At 54.4% G+C, this 20,513-nt stretch carries 20 protein-coding genes; all 20 read right to left on the bottom strand.

Translation table 11 applies throughout. The annotated features are described in order from the left end of the window. Position 1: 1 nt before the first annotated feature. Positions 2-1,009: a Gfo/Idh/MocA family oxidoreductase gene (locus tag ACODSJ_RS19730; protein WP_489103319.1), complete on the bottom strand. Its 1,008-nt coding sequence runs from the start codon at positions 1,007-1,009 to the stop codon at positions 2-4. Beyond that, on the bottom strand, positions 1,006-1,749 hold the full coding sequence (locus ACODSJ_RS19725) for an oxidoreductase (RefSeq protein ID WP_489103318.1): 744 nt from the start codon (positions 1,747-1,749) through the stop codon (positions 1,006-1,008). Before ACODSJ_RS19725 ends, ACODSJ_RS19730 begins: the two co-directional genes overlap by 4 nt. A gap of 1 nt (position 1,750) precedes the next feature. Continuing rightward, on the bottom strand, positions 1,751-2,437 hold the full coding sequence (locus ACODSJ_RS19720; protein ID WP_489103317.1) for an acylneuraminate cytidylyltransferase family protein: 687 nt from the start codon (positions 2,435-2,437) through the stop codon (positions 1,751-1,753). 1 nt (position 2,438) lies between these two features. Continuing rightward, positions 2,439-3,446, bottom strand: coding sequence for a Gfo/Idh/MocA family protein (locus tag ACODSJ_RS19715; protein WP_489103316.1), 1,008 nt, complete (start codon positions 3,444-3,446; stop codon positions 2,439-2,441). Then, a complete protein-coding gene (locus ACODSJ_RS19710) occupies positions 3,443-4,495 on the bottom strand; it encodes a nucleotidyltransferase family protein (RefSeq protein ID WP_489103315.1) in 1,053 nt (350 codons plus the stop codon). The genes ACODSJ_RS19715 and ACODSJ_RS19710 overlap by 4 nt, the downstream gene beginning before the upstream one ends. A 24-nt stretch (positions 4,496-4,519) precedes the next feature. Beyond that, a complete protein-coding gene (locus tag ACODSJ_RS19705) occupies positions 4,520-5,155 on the bottom strand; it encodes an acetyltransferase (RefSeq protein WP_489103314.1) in 636 nt (211 codons plus the stop codon). Next, entirely contained in the window at positions 5,155-6,231 is a 1,077-nt protein-coding gene (gene neuB, locus ACODSJ_RS19700) for an N-acetylneuraminate synthase (RefSeq protein ID WP_489103313.1), read from the bottom strand. Before neuB ends, ACODSJ_RS19705 begins: the two co-directional genes overlap by 1 nt. Before the next feature lie 16 nt (positions 6,232-6,247). Next, positions 6,248-7,399 (bottom strand): UDP-N-acetylglucosamine 2-epimerase, encoded by a 1,152-nt coding sequence (gene neuC / locus ACODSJ_RS19695; RefSeq protein WP_489103312.1) that lies wholly within the window; start codon positions 7,397-7,399, stop codon positions 6,248-6,250. Next, positions 7,396-8,547 (bottom strand): LegC family aminotransferase, encoded by a 1,152-nt coding sequence (locus ACODSJ_RS19690; RefSeq protein WP_489103311.1) that lies wholly within the window; start codon positions 8,545-8,547, stop codon positions 7,396-7,398. Before ACODSJ_RS19690 ends, neuC begins: the two co-directional genes overlap by 4 nt. Positions 8,548-8,554: 7 nt before the next feature. Then, positions 8,555-9,535 carry an NAD-dependent 4,6-dehydratase LegB gene (locus tag ACODSJ_RS19685; RefSeq protein WP_489103310.1) on the bottom strand — a complete coding sequence of 327 codons (981 nt, stop codon included), beginning with the start codon at positions 9,533-9,535 and terminating at the stop codon, positions 8,555-8,557. A gap of 360 nt (positions 9,536-9,895) precedes the next feature. Then, positions 9,896-10,939, bottom strand: a complete 1,044-nt coding sequence (locus ACODSJ_RS19680; protein ID WP_489103309.1) for an LPS O-antigen chain length determinant protein WzzB — start codon at positions 10,937-10,939, stop codon at positions 9,896-9,898. A gap of 173 nt (positions 10,940-11,112) precedes the next feature. After that, positions 11,113-11,337: a lipopolysaccharide assembly protein LapA domain-containing protein gene (locus ACODSJ_RS19675; protein WP_489103308.1), complete on the bottom strand. Its 225-nt coding sequence runs from the start codon at positions 11,335-11,337 to the stop codon at positions 11,113-11,115. Between the two features lie 24 nt (positions 11,338-11,361). Continuing rightward, on the bottom strand, positions 11,362-11,658 hold the full coding sequence (gene ihfB / locus ACODSJ_RS19670) for an integration host factor subunit beta (RefSeq protein ID WP_047226313.1): 297 nt from the start codon (positions 11,656-11,658) through the stop codon (positions 11,362-11,364). 140 nt (positions 11,659-11,798) lie between these two features. Beyond that, positions 11,799-12,077: a hypothetical protein gene (locus ACODSJ_RS19665; protein ID WP_489103307.1), complete on the bottom strand. Its 279-nt coding sequence runs from the start codon at positions 12,075-12,077 to the stop codon at positions 11,799-11,801. A gap of 217 nt (positions 12,078-12,294) precedes the next feature. Beyond that, positions 12,295-13,989 (bottom strand): 30S ribosomal protein S1, encoded by a 1,695-nt coding sequence (rpsA, locus tag ACODSJ_RS19660; protein ID WP_024778729.1) that lies wholly within the window; start codon positions 13,987-13,989, stop codon positions 12,295-12,297. 120 nt (positions 13,990-14,109) lie between these two features. Beyond that, on the bottom strand, positions 14,110-14,799 hold the full coding sequence (cmk, locus tag ACODSJ_RS19655; RefSeq protein ID WP_489103306.1) for a (d)CMP kinase: 690 nt from the start codon (positions 14,797-14,799) through the stop codon (positions 14,110-14,112). Then, entirely contained in the window at positions 14,796-17,003 is a 2,208-nt protein-coding gene (locus ACODSJ_RS19650; RefSeq protein ID WP_489103336.1) for a bifunctional prephenate dehydrogenase/3-phosphoshikimate 1-carboxyvinyltransferase, read from the bottom strand. The genes cmk and ACODSJ_RS19650 overlap by 4 nt, the downstream gene beginning before the upstream one ends. A gap of 28 nt (positions 17,004-17,031) precedes the next feature. Beyond that, the gene (hisC, locus tag ACODSJ_RS19645) at positions 17,032-18,144 is read right to left on the bottom strand and encodes a histidinol-phosphate transaminase (RefSeq protein ID WP_489103305.1); all 1,113 of its coding nucleotides are present in this window, start codon (positions 18,142-18,144) and stop codon (positions 17,032-17,034) included. Between the two features lie 13 nt (positions 18,145-18,157). Next, on the bottom strand, positions 18,158-19,252 hold the full coding sequence (gene pheA / locus ACODSJ_RS19640) for a prephenate dehydratase (RefSeq protein ID WP_024778725.1): 1,095 nt from the start codon (positions 19,250-19,252) through the stop codon (positions 18,158-18,160). Next, positions 19,252-20,337, bottom strand: a complete 1,086-nt coding sequence (serC, locus tag ACODSJ_RS19635) for a 3-phosphoserine/phosphohydroxythreonine transaminase (RefSeq protein ID WP_489103304.1) — start codon at positions 20,335-20,337, stop codon at positions 19,252-19,254. Before serC ends, pheA begins: the two co-directional genes overlap by 1 nt. Positions 20,338-20,513 lie beyond the last annotated feature (176 nt).

Genomic DNA, 20,513 nt, shown 5'->3' with positions numbered 1-20,513 from the left:
ATCAAGTTATCGGACAGTGATCGCGTACGACATTGTCGTACTCATTGAAAAACGCCAACAAAGCTTTAAGTAACGGCTTGTGCAATTCGGCAGATTCGTTGAACGGAGTTAACTCACACTCCCCATACGTTAACAATGAGTTTGCCACAAGATGTGTGAGCTGGCTCTGAAAGGGAGTCGAAAAAACATGTTCTTGCTCAGAATGCCCTGTCAAATCTACTATTCGACAGATCCCTCTGGACTCATAAATATCAATTGTTAATTTTTCGGTTTCGATCCGTATCGTCAAAGGTTTTTTATCGACAGCATCGAACGCCCGCGAACTTAAACGAAAGGCATGACCTGCAGCATATCCAAGCAAGGTCCCAGTGACCTCCTTATACCCCGCACGTTTACTATTGAGAATAGTGGTATCTAGGGCCGAGACATCAATTTCGTAGTCCGTGCATCCGGTCAGATAGGCCCACAGGTCAATAAAATGGATCGCGTTACAGGCTAGCCCCCAATCATCGCCGTCAACTGTGAGTAAGAGCTTCTTGGCATCCTTAAGTTGTTCCCGTAGTTCTTGGTAGATTGGAAACATACGACGTGGACAGTTGACGTAGGCGGTCGTACCTGCTTGCCCAATTAAACGCTGTGCTTGCTCCAACTGATCGACCGACTGAAATAGAACCTTCTCGAGCAAGAGATACCTGACACTAGAGTTTGCCAGCAATTGGTCGATGACATGGAGTCGGCAGTTGGCGTTAGTGGCGACTACTGAAAAATCGATGTTTGAACATCCGTCCTCTAACTTACTCGAATAACACAGCTCGACATACCCATCTTCTTTGCTCACAACTTCTTCGGCACGCTCACGCGCCATGTCCAAAGAAGCCTCGACTGGGTCGACAATTTGAATAGCCGTAGCCTGTCCTGCATGGCCAACCAATGCTTGTAAATGTCGGGTGCCCAATTGTCCGGCGCCGACCAAGAGATAATTCAATTTCAGCTGCTTGGCCTGGCTCATAATGAAAACCCGTCGTCTACTACTAAATTCTGACCGTTCACATACCGTGATTGCTCACTTAACAGGAAGGCGATAGAGCCAAGAACGTCTTCTACATCAAGCATCCCTTTGCCCAGAGTATGGTGCTGATAACGATCCAGGAAAGGTTCAGGCTGGTGGTCGAATAGCCCTCCCGGACTGACGACATTGCAACGGAAATCACTATGACCAACGTAACGGACTACATATTTGCTCAGATGAATCAGAGCGGATTTGATAGCCGCATATTCAACAGGCATCGTCATCTTGAGCCCTTCATACACATCAAAACGTGGAGCTACAACGCCGTAGATGGATGCGATGTTGACCAGCGAAAAAGGTGTTTGCACACGCTTAAAATAGGCGGCTGCTTGTTGCATAAAGAGAAAGGATGCGCCCAAATGCAACGAAACGTTCTCATTAAAGCTCGAAAGCTCTACATCGTAAAAATGCGCGCCATACTTACTATTGCGCGGATAGGAACAGTTCACGGCTCCGTCGAGATCGTTCCTCTCCCCAAAGAAACGGATTACCGCCTGCTCATCGTTCAGATCGAGGACGTCGACTTCTACAGCTATTTCGGCTGCGTATAAGTTCTGTAGTTTCTCGATATCAATATCAATGGCCAGCACCTGAGCACGTTGCGCCACCAAATAACTTACTAATTGCCTGCCCAATAAACCTGCCGCACCTGCAATCAGAAACTTTTTGCCTGCAAACATATTACTCATTCCGTATCGAATAGAAGGCTTCGGCCACTTTGAAGTCATACAGATCATCAATGTCGACAGCTCGATGCTTCGGCACTACCCACGATTTCACCCGACCAGCAAACAAACGATCATGATTCTCTATAAAGCTCGGAGTAGTTACGTACGCGACGGTCGTAATGTCATATACAACGGGGGCATCCTGACGCCGGGTGATTCTGCCGGTCGAATTGACAACATTACAGTAGCCCGCCTCGTCAATGACAACCATGTTAAAAAACGGACTTCGAGAGGCTGGCGTTACTGTGATAACCGCATCCACATCCTCAGTCAACAAATTCAAGCAACCCTGGACATCCTCTTCTGCTCGCAAAGGGCTAGTGGCTGGCAAACTAACGAATACGTCAAAATAATAATTACGCTTGGCCAAATAGGCGATAGCATGCTGCCAAGCATGCCACTCGGCAGCCGTATCAGTGGCCAGATCCGCGGGGCGCTCGATTATCTCCGCACCATATTGCCGGCCCACATTGGCTATTTCTTCCGAATCCGTCGAGACGAACACGCGATCAATAGCCGGCATGCTAGCTGCCAGCTTGATGCTATGACCGATTAGCGGAATCCCACCCAACAGACGGATATTTTTGCCTGGAAGGCCCTTGGAGTTCCCACGGGCAAAAATGAATGCTGCAATTCGCATGCTAGACCTTCTTCATATTCACAGGCAGCCCTTGATCGGAGGACTGGCGCATTGCCTCAATCAACCGCAAGGTCTGTGTTGCCTCTTGCAAGGACACATTGACCGAAACGCCATGCTCGATCACGTCGACAAAGTGTCGAAGCTCTGCCACATACATGTCATTGCGATCGTAATCATAATCCTCGTACAACCTTCGAACAGTGCCAGCAGGCCCATGGAAGTCGACGTGATTACTATTTAGGTCCCATATGAGGGTGCCTTCTGCTCCAATGATTTTGCAGGAGCGCATGGGGGCACGCTGTAAAAAATCCATATGCAACGTGGCGACTACACCCGCAGGGAAGGTAAACAATGCATCCACGCAGTCTTCGACATCAATTCCAAGCGTTCCGGTGTTCCTGACCTTGCAGTAAAGCGAATCGACAGGTCCAAATAACCAGCAGAGATAGTCGAGTTCATGGCTCAATTCCAGTAATACCCCTCCACCCAAGAACCTCTGAGCAGAAACGTTTTGCCTGAAATCTGCCATGGGCCGCCAGTCCGGCAAATACTGTCCGACATCGACATGAATGGAGTGGATGCGGCCTACCCCCCCTTGCTGGATCAGATCCTTCATACAGCGCGCAGAAGGCAAGAACCGCAAATTATAGCCGACATCGACGCACGCATTAAGCCGCTCGGCCTCTTCGGCTATCTTTACGGCGTCCTCCACCGTAGCAACCAGAGGCTTTTCGATCAGCACGGGAATGCCAGCAGCCATCAACTGAATTGCGTGCGAAAAATGCCAAGGAGCCGGGGAAGCTACGATTGCGAAAATCGGCTTGGAAGCAATGGCTTCATCCAAACTTAAATGAACTATATCGGCTGTCATCTCGCCGGGCCTCAGGGGCCGCCCGGACGCTGAAACGCAGTGCACCGAAAACTGGGGTAACACCTTTCGCAAGTTTCGTAGATGACGCTTGGCAATGCTTCCACTGCCGATAACAAGACAACAGCCTCGGGCGCTCATAGGTGCCCGAACTCTTGTTGAGCTTTCTGGAAGTCTTCCATGCGCCCAATATCCAACCAGTACTCGTGCAGAGGAAACATATTGATATCATTACCTTGCACAATCTGGTTTTCCAGCAACGTCGGCATATCAATCCGCGTGGCATAAGGCACACATTTTACTAGTTCCGGCGCTAGAACATAGATTCCGGCATTAATGAAAAACTTCTGCACCGGTTTTTCCACCATTGCACGAACCTTGTGTCCATCACTTTGAACAACGCCATACGGAACGCAATACTCATGCTCACGGACACACATGGTGGCAACCCCCCCCTTCTCATCATGAAAGTCAAGAAGGCTCCGAAAATCGAGAGTGGTCAGCAGATCACCGTTCATCACAATCAATGGTAGATTTATCTCATCGTGAGGGAGGAGACCTAGTGCACCGCCCGTTCCAAGCGGGTCATGCTCATAGATGTAATGAATCGTTACTCCCCACTGACTCCCGTCACCAAAATGAGCCTGGATCATTTCCGGCATATAGTGCGTCGAGATGTAGAAATTATGGAAGCCAGACTTGATGAAGCTTTCCAGAATCAACTCAAGAATCGGCTTTTCGCCTACTTTGAGCAAGGGTTTGGGGCAATTATGAGTTAAGGGCCTCAAGCGGGTACCGAAACCGCCAGCCATGAGAAACACAGGATTATCCTGCCTCGGGGGATTGACTAGGTCATGCAGCGTCTCGAGACCTACCACAGCGCCCTCATCGTCAAGAACCGGCAGCTGCAAAAGCTGGTACTTCTCCATCACAGACAAGACACGGTCCTTGCTCCAACCTCGCTTTGCCGTCCGCGGTGTACTGCACATGACGTCTTTCACCGGCTCGCTAAGGGTATGACGCTTTAGTAAGGCACGGCGGACGTCCCCATCGGTTAGCGTACCCAGCAAACGATTCTGATCATCGATGACCAGGACTATACGCAGAGCCACACGGTCCAGTATGGCTATGGCGTCTTCAAGCGTCGTCAGAGGCCCAGTCAGGGTCAACTCCCAAGGTCTCATCGTCATTCCTTACTCATCATGTTAGTTGAATCATCTAAGTCTTGCGCTCGGACCGATCGCACATTGCTGCTCCGCCAAGTCACGTATCAATGTCACCCCTGCGCCAACGATTGCACCACGCGCTATTGTAAGCCCAGGCAAAAGAGTAGAACCCGTAGCGATGAACGCCCCTTCCTGGACATCAACACTCCCACACACAACGGCGCCAGGCCCAACATGCACATGCGCACCGATTCGACAGTCGTGGTCAATGCTTGCTCTCGTATTGATGATTGTACCCGCCCCCAATAACACATCAGGCTGGACGATGGCACCCGCCATGACCTGAGCCCCTTCCCCCAGCACAACCGTTTCGTCGACCCAAGAGTAGGGATGGACCAGAGTGGCGAACCGAAATCCCTTGGATTTCAATCGTTCATGTATACGCTGCCTTAGACAGCTACGTGGCAACTGACCGACTCCATGAATCAACAGCACTTGCTCAGAGTCGAGCTTTTCAAGCGCGTCATCACCACCTAGCACGGTAACCCCCCGCCAACAGCTTCCGCGTAAGTCAGCGAGCTCCGGCGCGCACACACCCTCGACCTGGAGCCCCAAAGATCTCGCCAAGGCAAGCAATACCTTGGCGTGGCCGCCCGCGCCGATGATTATATGGGGGGGAGACATCACTGAATAACTTCCCCGGCCGCGTAATCGCGTAGAGAGACCTGCCCTACCAGATTCCATATATGAGTAGGCGTCAATCCTGAACCGCAGCGAGCAGTGCTCAACTGATCGGATTCGATGATGCTGCCCTTTTGGATTGATCTCGCCGCGATGATCTGTTGCCTTGCAGCCAATCGAGTGTCCCATTCGCTCGGTTGCGGTATCTTGAAAGAATCGCCAAGAGCAATTTCCAGATCTCGGATGTCTGAGATCAGGCGTCCGAGTTCATCGGGCTCCAATGAAGCTGCATGATCCGGTCCCGGCAGCGCACGATCGAGGGTAAAATGCTTTTCTATCACACAAGCCCCGCGGGCAACGGCTGCCGCGGAGATTAGCCCCCCTGCCGTATGATCCGAATAGCCAACCGGGAGAGAGAAAGTCGAAGCCAGTGTATCCATGGCTCGCAGATTGACTTCATGCATGGGCGTTGGATACTGCGACGTACAGTGAAGCAAAGTCACCCAACCTTGCAGGGTTTCACGAGCGTCTGTTTGTGCCCAGCACTTCCAAACCTCGTCCATGTGACGTGGCTCTTCTTCATTCAGCCGAGCATGCGCAATGATCGCCAGGGCTTGCTCTACCTCACTCAGAGTTGCCATACCAGTCGAAACGATCAGAGGCTTTAAGGTTCGCGCGAAGCGCCAGAGCAGGGGACCATTGGTGATCTCCCCCGATGGAATCTTGTAAATCGGCATATCCAGCCCAATCAGAAATTCCAGACTGGAGATATCGAAAGCAGTAGACAAAAATTCGATACCCCGAGCACGAGCGTGGGCTTGAAGTTCTTCGTGCCATTGTCGGGGCAATTCCAGCTTGCGCAGCATCTCTAGCTGGCTTTCCGAATCTGATGTCGTAACCTTCTGATAATTTGCCTTTGGTGCAAATTGTGAAGCGAGAACATCTGCGCTGAATGTTTGAAACTTAACTGCGTCAGCGCCAGCTGCAGCAGCGGCATCGATCAGACGGAACGCGAGATCGCGCTCCCCATTGTGATTGACACCGGCTTCTGCGATGAAATAAACCTTCTGGTTCTTCATTTTCCTACCTTATGCATCATGCATCGAAGAAGGGTTTCGTTGGCTGCATAGCATAGGTCGTCAACACTTCGACGATACGCTCTACAGTGCGTCCATCACCATAGGGATTGACAACATTACGACTGAGCTCTTGGAATGGGATGGATAATGCTTTGGTGATCGTCTCTTCGATCGCCAGAACGTCAGCCGGACAATGAAGCACCGACTCAGCAGCCAGGCGCCCTCGCTGGCGAATCCCAATATCAACTGAAGGCACCCCCACGCCGGGAGCTTCAATGATACCGCTCGATGAGTTACCAATCACAACCTGCGCATGCTTCAACGCACTGTGGTACCGCCGGAAACCCAATGATGCAATGGCTTTTACTCGTTTGGGATACCTGCTGGCGTAAGCCTCGATCAACGGTATTATCGCCCGTCCACCGTTATCAGAATTGGGGTAGGTAACGATTATCTGATGATTTGGAAACCGGTCAAGGGCAGCCAAAAGTGAGGTAAACGACTGCACTGGTTCCTCTCCCTCCAACGTGACCGGGTGGTACGTGACGAGCAAGAAGGGAGCATCGAGTTCAAACCCCAAGCTATTACCCAACGCCTCAAGGCTCATCACAGGACTGCGATTGAAATGCTCCAAACCTATGGCGCCGACGTTGAAAACCCGATCAGGTGATTCGCCTAATTGGATCACCCGCTTGCGATAGACGTCCGTAGCAACGAAATGCAGATAAGACATTTTGGTGATGCTATGTCGTATCGCGTCGTCATAAGCCCCTTCGGTGACCTCGCCCCCGTGAAGATGCGCAATGGGAATTCTCATGATCATCGCAGACTGGGCGATGGCCAAGGCCTCATAGCGATCGCCCAGAATCACCAGGCAATCGGGCTTCAGCCGCTCAAGCGCGTCGGCGAACCCTAACAGCCCGACTCCCATGGATTTGACAACCCCCACGGAGCTATCGGAGGACAATAGCATTTCCACCTTGGCGTCTATGACGAAACCATCCTGAGCAATGGCTTTCCACGTATCACCGAATTCAGGTGACAAGTGCATGCCGCTGACGATCAGTTGCAAATCAACCGAAGGGGACGCTCTTAACTCATTTAGCAACCAATACAACAGACCATATTCAGCCCGTGTGCCGGTGAACACTGCGATCCGCCGTTTCATACAATTGAGCTCAGCACAACGCTGCTCGGCAGGTTGACGACTCTAGCTTCGAGCCATTCAGCGTTACTCAGATCCCCTTTGAGACAAGCTGCATAGGCTGGCAACTTATTCATCAACGCCCAGATAGGCCTGGTCATCACATTCCGCGCGTTGGTAGCCTTGAGCAGCTCATCACGCTGCTCTGCATTTTCACAAATGACTGCATTGAGCCAGTAATTCGAACGACACTTTGGAGGTTCTTTGAAGAAGACCAATCCTGAGCCATCAAGCTCACGCTCATAAAACGCAGCCAATTGACGCTTTATTTCAATAAAATGGTCCAACTGCTCAAGCTGTGCACACCCGAGCGCGGCGTTGAGATTAGGAAGCCTATAGTTGTAGCCGATTTCGTCGTGCCGAAACTCATAGGCATGGCTAAGCTTGGCAGTGGTTGTGAGATGCTTTGCCCTGGCACCTATCTTAGCGTCTGTCAAGATCATGCCGCCCCCACCGGTCGTGATGATCTTGTTCCCATTAAAGCTCAAAGTGCCCAATGCGCCGAAGGTACCCGTATGACGTCCTTTATAGAGACTACCAAGGGATTCGGCAGCATCTTCGACTAACATCAACCCCCAGCGGGTGCAGCATTCAACTAGCGCATCGAGCTCGACAGGATGACCAAATGTGTGCATGGGCAAACATGCCTTTATGACCTTATCATTGCTCTTGGCCCGACACTGGCCATCAGTATCGCGGTAGGCATTTTGCGACAGCCAATTCTCCAGAGCATATGGAGACAATCCCATAGTGTGCAAGTCGACATCCACAAAAACCGGTTCGGCCCCGCAATAAGCGATAGCATTGCAGGTTGCGACAAAGGTCAATGGCTGGGTAACTACCAGATCACCAGGCCGAACGCCTGCGAGTAGCAAAGCCATGTGCAAAGCAGCCGTGCCGTTGACCGTTGCGACGGCACGCTCACTGCCAGTGAAGGCAGCCATACAACTCTCGAATTGATCGACGAAGGTACCGACACTAGAGACAAAGGTAGAATCGAGTGTAGCGTTGACATATTCCCGCTCTTTGCCGGCAAAAACAGGAGCGTGCAAAGGAATAAACTCCGTCGTCCCGAAGTATTCACGAATGGACCGAATCAGAGAATCGTACATATCATCCTCACACGTTGTAGATGTCGGCTTTGTACTTGGAAAGATTTTCGGGACGCACCAGCCACTCGACAGTCTTCTCCAGTCCCTGACGAATCGAATAATCAGGCTTAAAACCAGTCAAGCCTTGGATTTTTGCATTGTCGCACCACAGACGAAACACTTCCGACTTTTCTGGGCGCAAACGCTGGTCGTCGAGAAGAAACTCCACGTCACTGCCCATGATGTCCTTAATAAGATTCAGAGTATCACCTACTGAAATCTCATAATTCGAACCAATATTAACCGTCTGACCAACGGCCTCGCTGCAGTTGGCCAACATCAAAAAGCCACGACACGTATCTAGAACATAATTAAAGTCTCGTGTCGGCGAGACATCTCCCAGCTTTATCTGCTTCATCCCGCTAGCAATTTGAGTAATAATCGTGGGGATGACAGCGCGCGCCGACTGGCGAGGGCCGTATGTGTTGAATGGTCGGGCTATGGTAAGAGGCAAGTTGAATGAGTTGAAAAAACTCATCGCCATGGCATCCGCACCAATTTTCGACGCGCTGTACGGAGATTGCGCCTGGAGAGGATGATTTTCATCGATAGGAACATATTGGGCGGTACCATAAACCTCACTTGTAGAGGTATGGATAATGCGCGAAACATTATTTTCCAAGGCAGCCTGACAAATGTTTAACGTACCCTTGACATTGGTGTCGACATAGCTATCAGGGGCCACATAGGAATAAGGAATAGCTATCAGCGCCGCCAAGTGATAAATGACATCAACATCCTTTGTAATATGTTTACAAAAATGCGGATCCCTGACATCACCACTGATCACCTCAATGGAATCTCTACATTCAATATCCTCTAGCCACCCCCAACTATTAAAGGAGTTATATAGCGAAAGAGCCTTGACTTGATACCCCTCTCTCACCAGCAGTTCAACCAAGTGAGAACCGATAAAGCCGTCAGCCCCCGTCACCAATACTTTTTTCACATTTCACCTCAGTAATAGTTGAGCGTTAAATTCAGCACTAGCCGCCATGGCCATATATTTCTTCTGATGCGCTCATCGAACTTCAGGAATATTTATGCTGAGACTTGTACATCACCGCCAGAGTTTTCTGGCCACACTCCACAAAAAAAATGATTTTCATTTGACAATTAAAATGAACCAAACACATCTACATCCACAAAAATAAAAACGCCGACCCACCCAAAAAACAATAAAACCCACTACCACTATAAAATTTACACCACCATAATCAGGTCAACACCAAAAAACACAATACTCGTTCCTCTGCATGAGCGAAAATACATACACCTTAGCAACCCACTCCATCCAACCAGAAGCCTTTTACTTAGCCAAGCTACCAATAGAGACAAGTCGAACAAGGGCAACAAACACGCCCAATAAAAGCCCCATTATGCCTCCCAATATCAAAATCATACTTCGCCTTGGTTTAATCGGACTATCCGGAATTTCAACATTCCCATCCTGCCGATAAACAGAAATGCTATCAGGGTTGACACTCAACTTACGGTAGAAACCATAACTCATCTGAAGCGAACGCAAATCCGGTATAAAGGCATCATCAGAGGTTCGACTCTCCAGCGCACTGACCTCCGCCATTAACGCTTTACTGCCGCGTTGATAGTCCATTTTATTTCCGGTGTCTACGGTAATATCTACCGCAGCCGAGGAGTTTATTACTGAGGTAGTCAATCCGATTGTTTCAGCAATTTTCAACGCTTCACGTAACTGCTCAATTCGATCCTCGCGTACCCGCTGCGCGGTCTCGCGCAAGCTGATAATCCGCTGCTCCAGATTACGCGCTCTAACGGACGCTTCAGTTGTGACATTCTTGATCAACTCCAGTTCAGCCTCACCACTGGCACGCTGGACATAGGCCTTCGCCCATTCCGTCGCCCGAACGGGATCACTACCCTGGACCGTAATCGAAAAACGATCCGAAGCGTCCTTCCCGCCCCCTTTAACCACCAACTGTCGAGAGAAATGCTCGTACAAACGATCAAGCGCCCCCTTTCGCTCAGACTCATCAAGCGAGGGAAGATAGACATCATTGAAAAATTTTTGACGGAGGGACTCGCCCCGAAGATTACGAACGAATACGTCATAAACATATTCAATAGAATAAAGATCCAGCTCCGTACTGCTCCCACGACCATAATTGAGTTCAGCAATACCATTCTGCGTCGGAGGCATGATAAATAGTTCGGCCTGATAGACTGGCTTGCTGAGGAACGCATAGATACCTGCGCCCACAGTGACAAAAATAGCAACACCTAGTATCAACCATTTTTGAATCCACAACCCACGCGTAAGCGCAATCAGATCGAGCTCTCCAGCACCTTGCTCTTCAACAGATTTTTTTTGCATATACGGCCTCGCTTCCTTTTTTAAAAACTGCGCTTGCAGACAAACAGTACGCGTTAGAAGGTAAGGTTCCGCCGGACAAAATTCAAAGTACAGTTAAATCAAATATATACAAAACTTATCCAAGCCAGAAATTGCAGACAGTGATCCTTACCGAGACTGCTGGGTTCCCCCTTTTACTTCAACAACCGACGCACTCCCGTAATCCACGCGAGCAAGGGACCGAGCATCATACCAGCGAGAAGGGCCAACAGCACCAAAACCGAAATCGGAAGCTGAGGAGCGGACCATCCCAAGAATAACAGCCCGACAAGCTGAGTATTTTCAAGCATGAACAGAATAATAGCAGCGGCTACGAGTAAGGCAGCCACTGCAAACGCTAGACGTTTAAAGCTCCGCATGAATATTCCTTCATAGGTTCCCGGTTAAAGATCATCACCCTCTTCCTCGTTCACACGATCCCTGAGCTCCTTACCCGGCTTGAAATGAGGCACGAATTTCCCATCCAGGCTGACCGACTGGCCGGTCTTTGGATTGCGCCCCACCCGCGGAGCACGGTAGTGCAGGGAAAAGCTGCCGAAACCGCGAATCTCGATACGATCCCCGGTCGCCAGGCACTGGGACATTTGTTCAAGCATAGTCTTGATGGCCAGCTCCACATCCTTGGACGAGAGCAGCCCTTGATGGGTGACAATTCGCTCGATCAACTCCGACTTCGTCATGTTTTTCCCTTCTTTTTCAAGCAGCTAGGAAAATCGCTTCAAAGGTTTTAGCACGCCCGGAGGAATTTGAACAGCCCGAGTATTGACATACACCGCCAGAGCCTTACCTGCCCCTTCTTCGTGCAGATCAAGAATTTTTCCTATCGACACATGACCAGCATCGTGCGAGTCACGTAACCTGCCGGATTGAAGCCAAAGGGGTATGAGTCCTCATCCTTTGCATCGTCAGATCGGGTAATCACTTTATAGCCGACTCCCTTACACTCCTTCGCAGCGCGCTTGTAGCACCTCTCCCAGCCGGAACCCAATCCTGAGCAGTCGATTTCAATACCACTGACGCCGCGCACAGCATGGGTCTTGGCATTCGTGGAACAACCGGACAGCATCAGCAAGACCAACAAAAAGAAAACTTTGTTCATTCAAATCCTTCAAGCCAGAGGCTCGACTCGACAACCACTTCAGGTCTAAGCGTAGCCCTCGAACAGCCGACGACATACTTAATAAAGAGACAGCATTTTTGACACATTGGTTTCAAAGCAAACCACCGACTGATCGCGGTGTCGCCAAATAATCCGATAAATAGAAGCCAAAAAAAAAGGGCGACCGAAGTCGCCCTTTCTTACAGAAAATCAGAACTTAGTTCTGCTTTTCCGCTTGTGCAGCACGCAGCAGGTCACCCAGGGTGGTGGCTACTGGAGCATCCGAAGCAACTGGCTTGTCGCGCAGGCTCTGGATGGCTTCTTTCTCGTCTTCAACGTCTTTCGACTTGATCGAGAGCTGGATTACGCGGCTCTTACGATCAACGCTGATGATCTTGGCTTCTACTTCTTCGCCTTCTTTCAGAACGTTGCGCGCGTCTTCAACGCGGTCACGGCTGATTTCGGAGGCTTTCAGAGTCGCTTCGATATCGTCGGCCAGGGTGATGATGGCGCCTTTGGCGTCAACTTCTTTCACGATGCCCTTAACGATTGCGCCTTTGTCGTTCTCTTGAACGTACTCGGAGAACGGATCGCTTTCCAGCTGCTTGATACCCAGGGAGATGCGCTCGCGCTCTGGGTCAACCGACAGGATAACGGTGTCCAGCTCGTCGCCCTTCTTGAAGCGACGCACAGCTTCTTCGCCCACTTCGTTCCAGGAGATGTCGGACAGGTGAACCAGGCCGTCGATGCCGCCGTCCAGACCAATGAAGATACCGAAATCGGTGATCGACTTGATGGTGCCGGAGATCTTGTCACCCTTGTTGAACTGGCCAGAGAAGTCTTCCCATGGGTTGGACTTGCACTGCTTGATACCCAGGGAGATACGACGACGCTCTTCGTCGATGTCCAGAACCATGACTTCCACTTCGTCGCCGACTTGTACGACTTTCGAAGGGTGGATATTCTTGTTGGTCCAGTCCATTTCCGAAACGTGTACCAGACCTTCAACGCCTTCTTCCAGCTCAGCGAAGCAGCCGTAGTCGGTCAGGTTGGTTACACGAGCGGTAACGCGAGTGCTTTCTGGGTAACGGGCTTTGATAGCAACCCATGGATCTTCGCCCAGTTGCTTCAGGCCCAGGGAAACACGATTGCGCTCGCGATCGTACTTCAGAACCTTGACATCGATCTCGTCGCCAACGTTGACGATTTCCGATGGATGCTTGATACGCTTCCAAGCCATGTCGGTGATGTGCAGCAGGCCGTCGACGCCGCCCAGATCCACGAATGCGCCGTAGTCGGTGAGGTTCTTGACGATACCCTTGACTTGCTGGCCTTCCTGCAGCGATTCCAGCAGAGCTTCACGCTCGGCGGAGTTCTCGGCTTCCAGGACGCTGCGACGGGAAACGACAACGTTGTTGCGCTTCTGGTCCAGCTTGATGACCTTGAATTCCAGCTCTTTGCCTTCCAGGTGCGTGGTGTCGCGCACTGGACGGACGTCAACCAGGGAACCTGGCAGGAACGCACGGATGCCGTTAACGTCGACAGTGAAGCCGCCTTTAACCTTACCGTTGATAACGCCCTTGACCACTTCCTCAGCTGCGAAAGCCGCTTCCAGAACGATCCAGCATTCAGCGCGCTTGGCTTTTTCACGGGACAGCTTGGTTTCACCAAAGCCATCTTCAACCGAGTCCAGCGCAACGTGAACTTCGTCACCGACGTTGATGTTCAGTTCGCCAGCGTCGTTGTAGAACTGCTCAAGCGGGATGAGTGCTTCAGACTTCAGGCCAGCGTGAACGGTTACCCAGCGAGCTTGGTAATCGATATCAACGATAACACCGGTGATGATGGAGCCTGCCTGAAGGTTCAGGGTTTTCAGGCTTTCTTCAAAGAGTTCCGCAAAGCTTTCGCTCATTTTAATTCCTGTCGATGGGGGCGAAGAATACGCCCGGCTCCACACCCCAGACGGTGTGGGTTAGTTTCATATAAAGAAAGCACCGCAGAACTATGACTGGTCCCCTGCGAGGCTTCCGGGTCACCCGGCGATATCGCGAATGGCGATCTCGCTCATGATGCGTTGCAACACCTGGTCGATGGACAACTCCGTGGAATCCAGCTGTATCGCGTCAGCCGCCGGCTTGAGCGGGGCTACTGCGCGCTGGGTATCACGCTCATCGCGTGCACGAATCTCATCTAGCAGACTCGACAGACTAACATCCTCGCCTTTGCCCTTCAACTGCAAATAACGGCGACGAGCCCGTTCCTCCGCGCTGGCGGTGAGAAAAATCTTCAGCGGCGCATCGGGAAACACCACGGTGCCCATGTCACGGCCATCAGCCACCAGCCCCGGCGCTTCCAGGAAAGCACGTTGGCGCTGCAGCAAGGCCTCGCGCACCGCGGGCAGCGCAGCGACCTGAGAGGCGCCGGCACCCACGCTTTCGGTGCGAATGACATCACTGACTTCATCACCCTCCAGGACGATACGTTGCAACTGACCATCCGTCGCGGCGATGAACTGTACATCCAGATGCGCAGCCAGCGCCTTGAGCAACTCCTCGTTGGTCAGGTCGACACCGTGATTGCTGGCGGCGAATGCCAGCAAACGATACAAGGCGCCCGAATCGAGCAGGTTCCAGCCCAACTGTCGGGCCAGGATCCCGGCGACGGTGCCCTTGCCCGAGCCGCTCGGACCATCGATGGTGATGACCGGTGCCTTGATGTTCACGACTGAACCTCTTGCGCTACTCGGATACCGACCTGCGCGCACAGCGCCAGGAAGTTCGGGAACGACGTCGCGACGTTGGCGCAGTCATGGATGCGAATCGGCGCGCTGGCGCGCAACGATGCAACACTGAAGGCCATGGCGATACGGTGATCGCCGTGCCCATGGACTTCGCCGCCACCGATCTGGCCGCCGTCGATGATGATGCCGTCCGGGGTCGGTTCGCATTTGACACCCAGTGCCAGCAAGCCGTCCGCCATGACCTGGATACGATCCGACTCCTTGACCCGCAGCTCTTCGGCGCCCGTCAACACGGTCCGACCTTCTGCACACGCGGCAGCCACGAACAGCACCGGGAATTCGTCGATGGCCAGCGGAACCAGCGCTTCCGGAATCTCGATACCTTTGAGTTTAGCTGCTCGTACGTGCAGGTCCGCCACTGGCTCACCACCGACTTCCCGTTGGTTTTCCAGGGTGATGTCAGCCCCCATCAAGCGCAGGATATCGATCACGCCGGTACGGGTCGGGTTGATGCCCACGTGCTCCAGCACGAGGTCGGAACCTTCGGCGATGGAGGCGGCGACCAGGAAGAACGCGGATGAAGAGATATCGCCCGGCACTTCGATGTGGGTAGCGGTCAGCTTGTTGCCCGATTCAACGGACGCGGTGGCGTCATCGACGGTGACCGGGTAGCCAAAGCCACGCAGCATGCGCTCGGTGTGATCACGAGTCGGGGCCGGCTCGGTGACGGTGGTCTTGCCTTCGGCGTAGAGACCGGCCAGCAGCAGGCAGGATTTCACCTGGGCGCTGGCCATCGGCATGGTGTAGGTCAGGCCTTTGAGCTTGTTGCCACCACGAATGGTCATGGGTGGGCGACCGTCGGCCGCAGTCTCAATGACCGCGCCCATTTCCCGCAACGGGTTGGCGACACGATTCATCGGGCGCTTGGACAACGAGGCATCACCGGTCAGCGTGCTGTCGAAGTCCTGTGCGGCCAGCAGGCCGGACAACAGGCGCATCGAGGTTCCGGAGTTGCCCAGGTAGATCGGGCCCGGGGCAGGCTTGAGGCCGTGCAGGCCGACACCATGAATGGTCACGCGACCATGGTGCGGGCCTTCGATGACCACCCCCATGTCGCGAAACGCTTGCAGCGTTGCCAGGGCGTCTTCGCCCTCGAGGAAACCTTCCACCTCGGTCACGCCTTCGGCCAGGGAGCCGAGCATGATCGAACGGTGGGAAATCGATTTATCGCCCGGTACACGAATACGCCCGCTCAGGGAGCCACCAGGTTGTGCCAGGAAAATCAGATCGTTGGAGTTCATAGCGTCCACATAGGCCCGACGGGCCAGGATTTTACTGAAATGCTCGCGGGCCACCCTGGCGCGTGTGAAAACGCCCAGCAATTGGTGCCCGTCCCCAGCATCGACCGCGTCACGCAAGGCGTCGAGGTCGCTGCGAAATGTATCGAGTGTGCGCAGGACAGCCTCGCGGTTGGCGAGAAAGATGTCATGCCACATGACCGGGTCGCTCCCGGCGATTCTCGTGAAATCGCGGAAGCCGCCGGCAGCGTAACGGAAGATCTCAAGATTTTCATTGCGTTTGGCCAATGAGTCCACCAGGCCGAACGCCAGCAAGTGCGGCAAATGACTGGTGGCGGCCAGGACTTCATCGTGACGCTCGACCTGCATGTGCTCGACGTCGGCACCCAGCTCGCGCCACAGACGATCCACCACCGCCAGCGCGGCAGGATCGGTCTGGGCCAACGGCGTCAATATCACTTTGTGGCGACGAAACAGCTCGGCATTGGACGCTTCCACCCCACTCTGCTCGGAGCCGGCAATCGGATGACCCGGCACGAAACGCGCCGGCATCGCGCCGAACGCCTCGCAGGCCGCGCGCACGACATTGCCCTTGGCGCTGCCGACATCCGTGAGAATCGCCCGCCCAAGGTCCATGGTCGCCAGGCGCGCCAGCAACTTCTCCATGGCCAGAATCGGCACCGCCAGTTGGATCACGTCAGCGCCCTGGCAGGCGATCGCCAGATCATCCTCGCAGCGATCCACCACGCCCAGCTCGACCGCCAGCTTGCGCGATTGCGGATCCAGGTCGACACCAATCACTTCACGGCACAGGCCGCTTTCGCGCAAGCCCTTGGCAAACGAACCACCGATCAACCCCAGGCCGACCACCACCAGGCGACCGATCATAGGTGCAGCAGGTTGCAGCGAAGTGACATCAACCACGAGCCAGGACCTTGCTCAATGCTTCAAGGAAACGGCTGTTTTCCGCTGGCAGGCCGATGGTCACGCGCAAGTGGTTGGGCATGCCGTAGTTGGCCACCGGACGCACGATCACGCCTTCGCGCAGCAAGCCCTGGAACACTGGTGCCGCAACGCGCCCGACGTCGACGCAGATGAAATTGCCTTTCGAGGGGATCCAACTCAGGCCCAGCTCACGGAAACCAGCCTCGAGTTGCTGCATGCCGGCCTCGTTCAAGCGACGACTTTCAGCCAGGTAGGCGTCATCCTGCAACGCCGCGCAGGCAGCGGCCAATGCAAAACTGTTGACGTTGAACGGCTGGCGCACACGGTTCAGCACGTCAGCCACCACGGCAGTGGACAAACCGTAGCCGACCCGCAGCGACGCCAGGCCATAGGCCTTGGAGAACGTGCGCGACACCAGCAGGTTCGGGTAGGCGGCAAGGAAATCCAGGCCATCAGGCAGGTCGCTGCCCTCGGCGTACTCGATGTAGGCCTCGTCCAGCACCACCAGCACGTGCTCAGGCACGTCCTGCAGGAAATCATCCAGCGCCTGGGCATCGAACCAGGTACCGGTCGGGTTGTTCGGATTGGCAATGAAGACCACGCGGGTGTTGGCGTCGATCGCGGCCAGCATGGCCGGCAGATCATGACCCCAGTCCTTGGCCGGAACCACATGGGCATCAGCGCCGACGGCCTGGGTGGCGATCGGATAGACCGCGAACGCGTGCTCGCTGAACACCGCGTTGAGGCCCGGCGCCAGGTAGGCTCGCGCCACCAGTTCGAGGATGTCGTTGGAACCGTTGCCCAGGGTTACCTGGCCCAGCTCGACGCCACAGCGCTCGGCCAACAGGCTTTTCAAGGCGAACCCATTGCCATCGGGGTAACGGGTCAGCGCGGCCAGTTCGTCGCGGATCGCTGCCAGGGCCTTGGGACTCGGGCCCAGCGGGTTTTCGTTGCTCGCCAACTTGACGATGCTGGCCGGGTCCAGGTTCAGTTCGCGGGCCAGTTCATCCACAGGCTTGCCTGGAACGTAAGGCGAGAGTTGTTGCACGCCTGGCTGGGCCAGGGCGAGGAAGTTGCCACTCATTTGCTATCCGCCCTTAAAGAACTGCCTTGGGGTAGGAACCCAGCACCTTGAGTGCCACTGCTTCCTGACTGATTTTCTCCAGCACACCTTTTACCAGCGGATCGCGGTGGTGGCCGACGAAATCGATGAAGAACACGTAGGTCCATTTACCGCTGCGCGACGGACGGGTCTCGATGCGCGTCAGGTCGATACCGTTGTCGTGGAACGGCACCAGCAGTTCATGGAGTGCACCCGGCTTGTTGCTCATCGACACGATGATCGAGGTCTTGTCATCGCCGGTCGGTGGCACTTCCTGGTTGCCGATCATGAGGAACCGCGTGGAGTTGTCCGGACGGTCTTCGATTTTCTCGGCCAGGCGAGTCAGCCCGTAGAGACCGGCGGCCATGTCACCGGCGATCGCCGCCGAGTTCCATTCACCCTTGACCCGCTTGGCCGCCTCGGCATTGCTCGATACCGCCACGCGCTCGACGTTCGGGTAATGGGCGTCCAGCCACTTGCGGCACTGGGCCAGCGATTGGGCGTGGGAATAGATCCGGCTGATGCTGTCGGTCTTGGTGTTCTCGCCCACCAACAGATGGTGGTGGATGCGCAATTCGACTTCGCCGCAGATCACCATGTCGTGCTCGAGGAAGCTGTCCAGCGTATGGTTGACCGCGCCTTCGGTGGAGTTCTCCACCGGCACCACGCCAAAATTCACCGCGCCGGCCGCCACTTCGCGGAAGACCTCGTCAATGGCCGCCATCGGTTTGCTGATCACTGCATGGCCGAAGTGCTTCATGGCGGCTGCCTGGGTGAACGTACCTTCAGGGCCCAGGTAAGCGACTTTCAGCGGCTGCTCCAACGCCAGGCACGAGGACATGACTTCGCGAAACAGTCGCGCCATCTCTTCGTTGCTCAACGGGCCCTTGTTGCGCTCCATGACCCGCTTGAGCACCTGGGCTTCACGCTCGGGGCGATAAAACACCGGCACTTCGCCTTCGGCCAGGGAGGCCATCTTCACCCGGGCGACTTCCTGGGCGCAGCGCGCGCGCTCGCTGATCAACTCCAGGACCTTTTCGTCCAGGGCGTCGATGCGCAGGCGCAGCGCCTTGAGCTCTTGTTCAGACATCAGCCATGTTCCTTCTCGAACTCTGCCATGTAGGCGATCAGCGCATTGACGGCGTTGATGTCCACGGCGTTGTAGATGGAAGCGCGCATGCCGCCCACCGAACGATGGCCCTTGAGGTTCAACAGGCCACGTTCGTCGGCACCGGCCAGGAACGGCTTGTCGAGACGGTCGTCGGCCAGGCGGAACGGCACGTTCATCCAGGAGCGATCGGACTTGTTGATCGGGTTGCTGTACAGGCCACTGGCATCGATGAAGTCATACAGGGTGCGCTGCTTCACTTCGTTGAGCTTGGCGATGGCTTCGACGCCGCCCTGCTCTTTCAGCCATTCGAACACCAGGCCGGACAGGTACCAGGCCAGGGTCGGCGGGGTGTTGTACATCGAGCCGTTGTCTGCCGCGACCTTGTAGTCGAGCATGGTCGGGCACAGGGAACGGGCACGGCCCAGCAGGTCTTCACGGATGATGTTGACCAGGATGCCGCTTGGGCCGATGTTCTTTTGCGCGCCCGCGTAGATCATGCCGAAGCGGGAGATATCCACCGGACGCGACAGGATGTCGGAGGACATGTCGGCCACCAGGGGCACGTCACCGGTTTCCGGGATCCAGTTGAATTCCAGGCCTCCGATGGTTTCGTTCGGTGCGTAGTGAACGTAGGCCGCGTCCTTGGACAGATTCCATTCGTTCTGGCCGGGAATGGCGAAATAGTCGTAGGGCTTGGCGGAAGCCGCGACGTTGACGCGACCGTAGCGCGAGGCTTCCTCGATGGCTTTCTGCGACCAGATACCGGTGTCGATGTAGTCGGCCTGGCCGTTTTCGGGCAGCAGGTTCAGCGGGATCTGGGCGAACTGCTGACTGGCGCCGCCCTGCAGGAACAGCACCTTGTAATTGGACGGGATGTTCAGCAGATCACGCAGATCCTGCTCGGCCTTCGTGGCGATGGACACGAACTCATCGCTGCGATGGCTCATTTCCATGACGGACAGGCCCTTGCCATGCCAGTCGAGAAGTTCACCCTGGGCACGTTTCAGGACCGCTTCAGGCAGCGCCGCCGGGCCGGCACAGAAGTTATAGGCTCTCTTGCTCACATCCAATCTCGCTCTGATCTGGTGGTCACATAAATCTTTTGGTCTGCGCCGCTCCCACAGGGGTTGCCGCTCATTCAAGACATGGATGAATCCGTGGCGAGGGAGCTTGCTCCCGCTGGGCCGGTCCGACGCTTCGGGCGAAGCGGCCCCATTTCTATGAGCGCTTCGCACTCAAG

Source organism: Pseudomonas sp. FG6 (assembly GCF_057809015.1).
The sequence above is the reverse complement of the archived record's forward strand: the minus strand, read 5'-3'. Positions and strand labels throughout refer to the sequence as shown.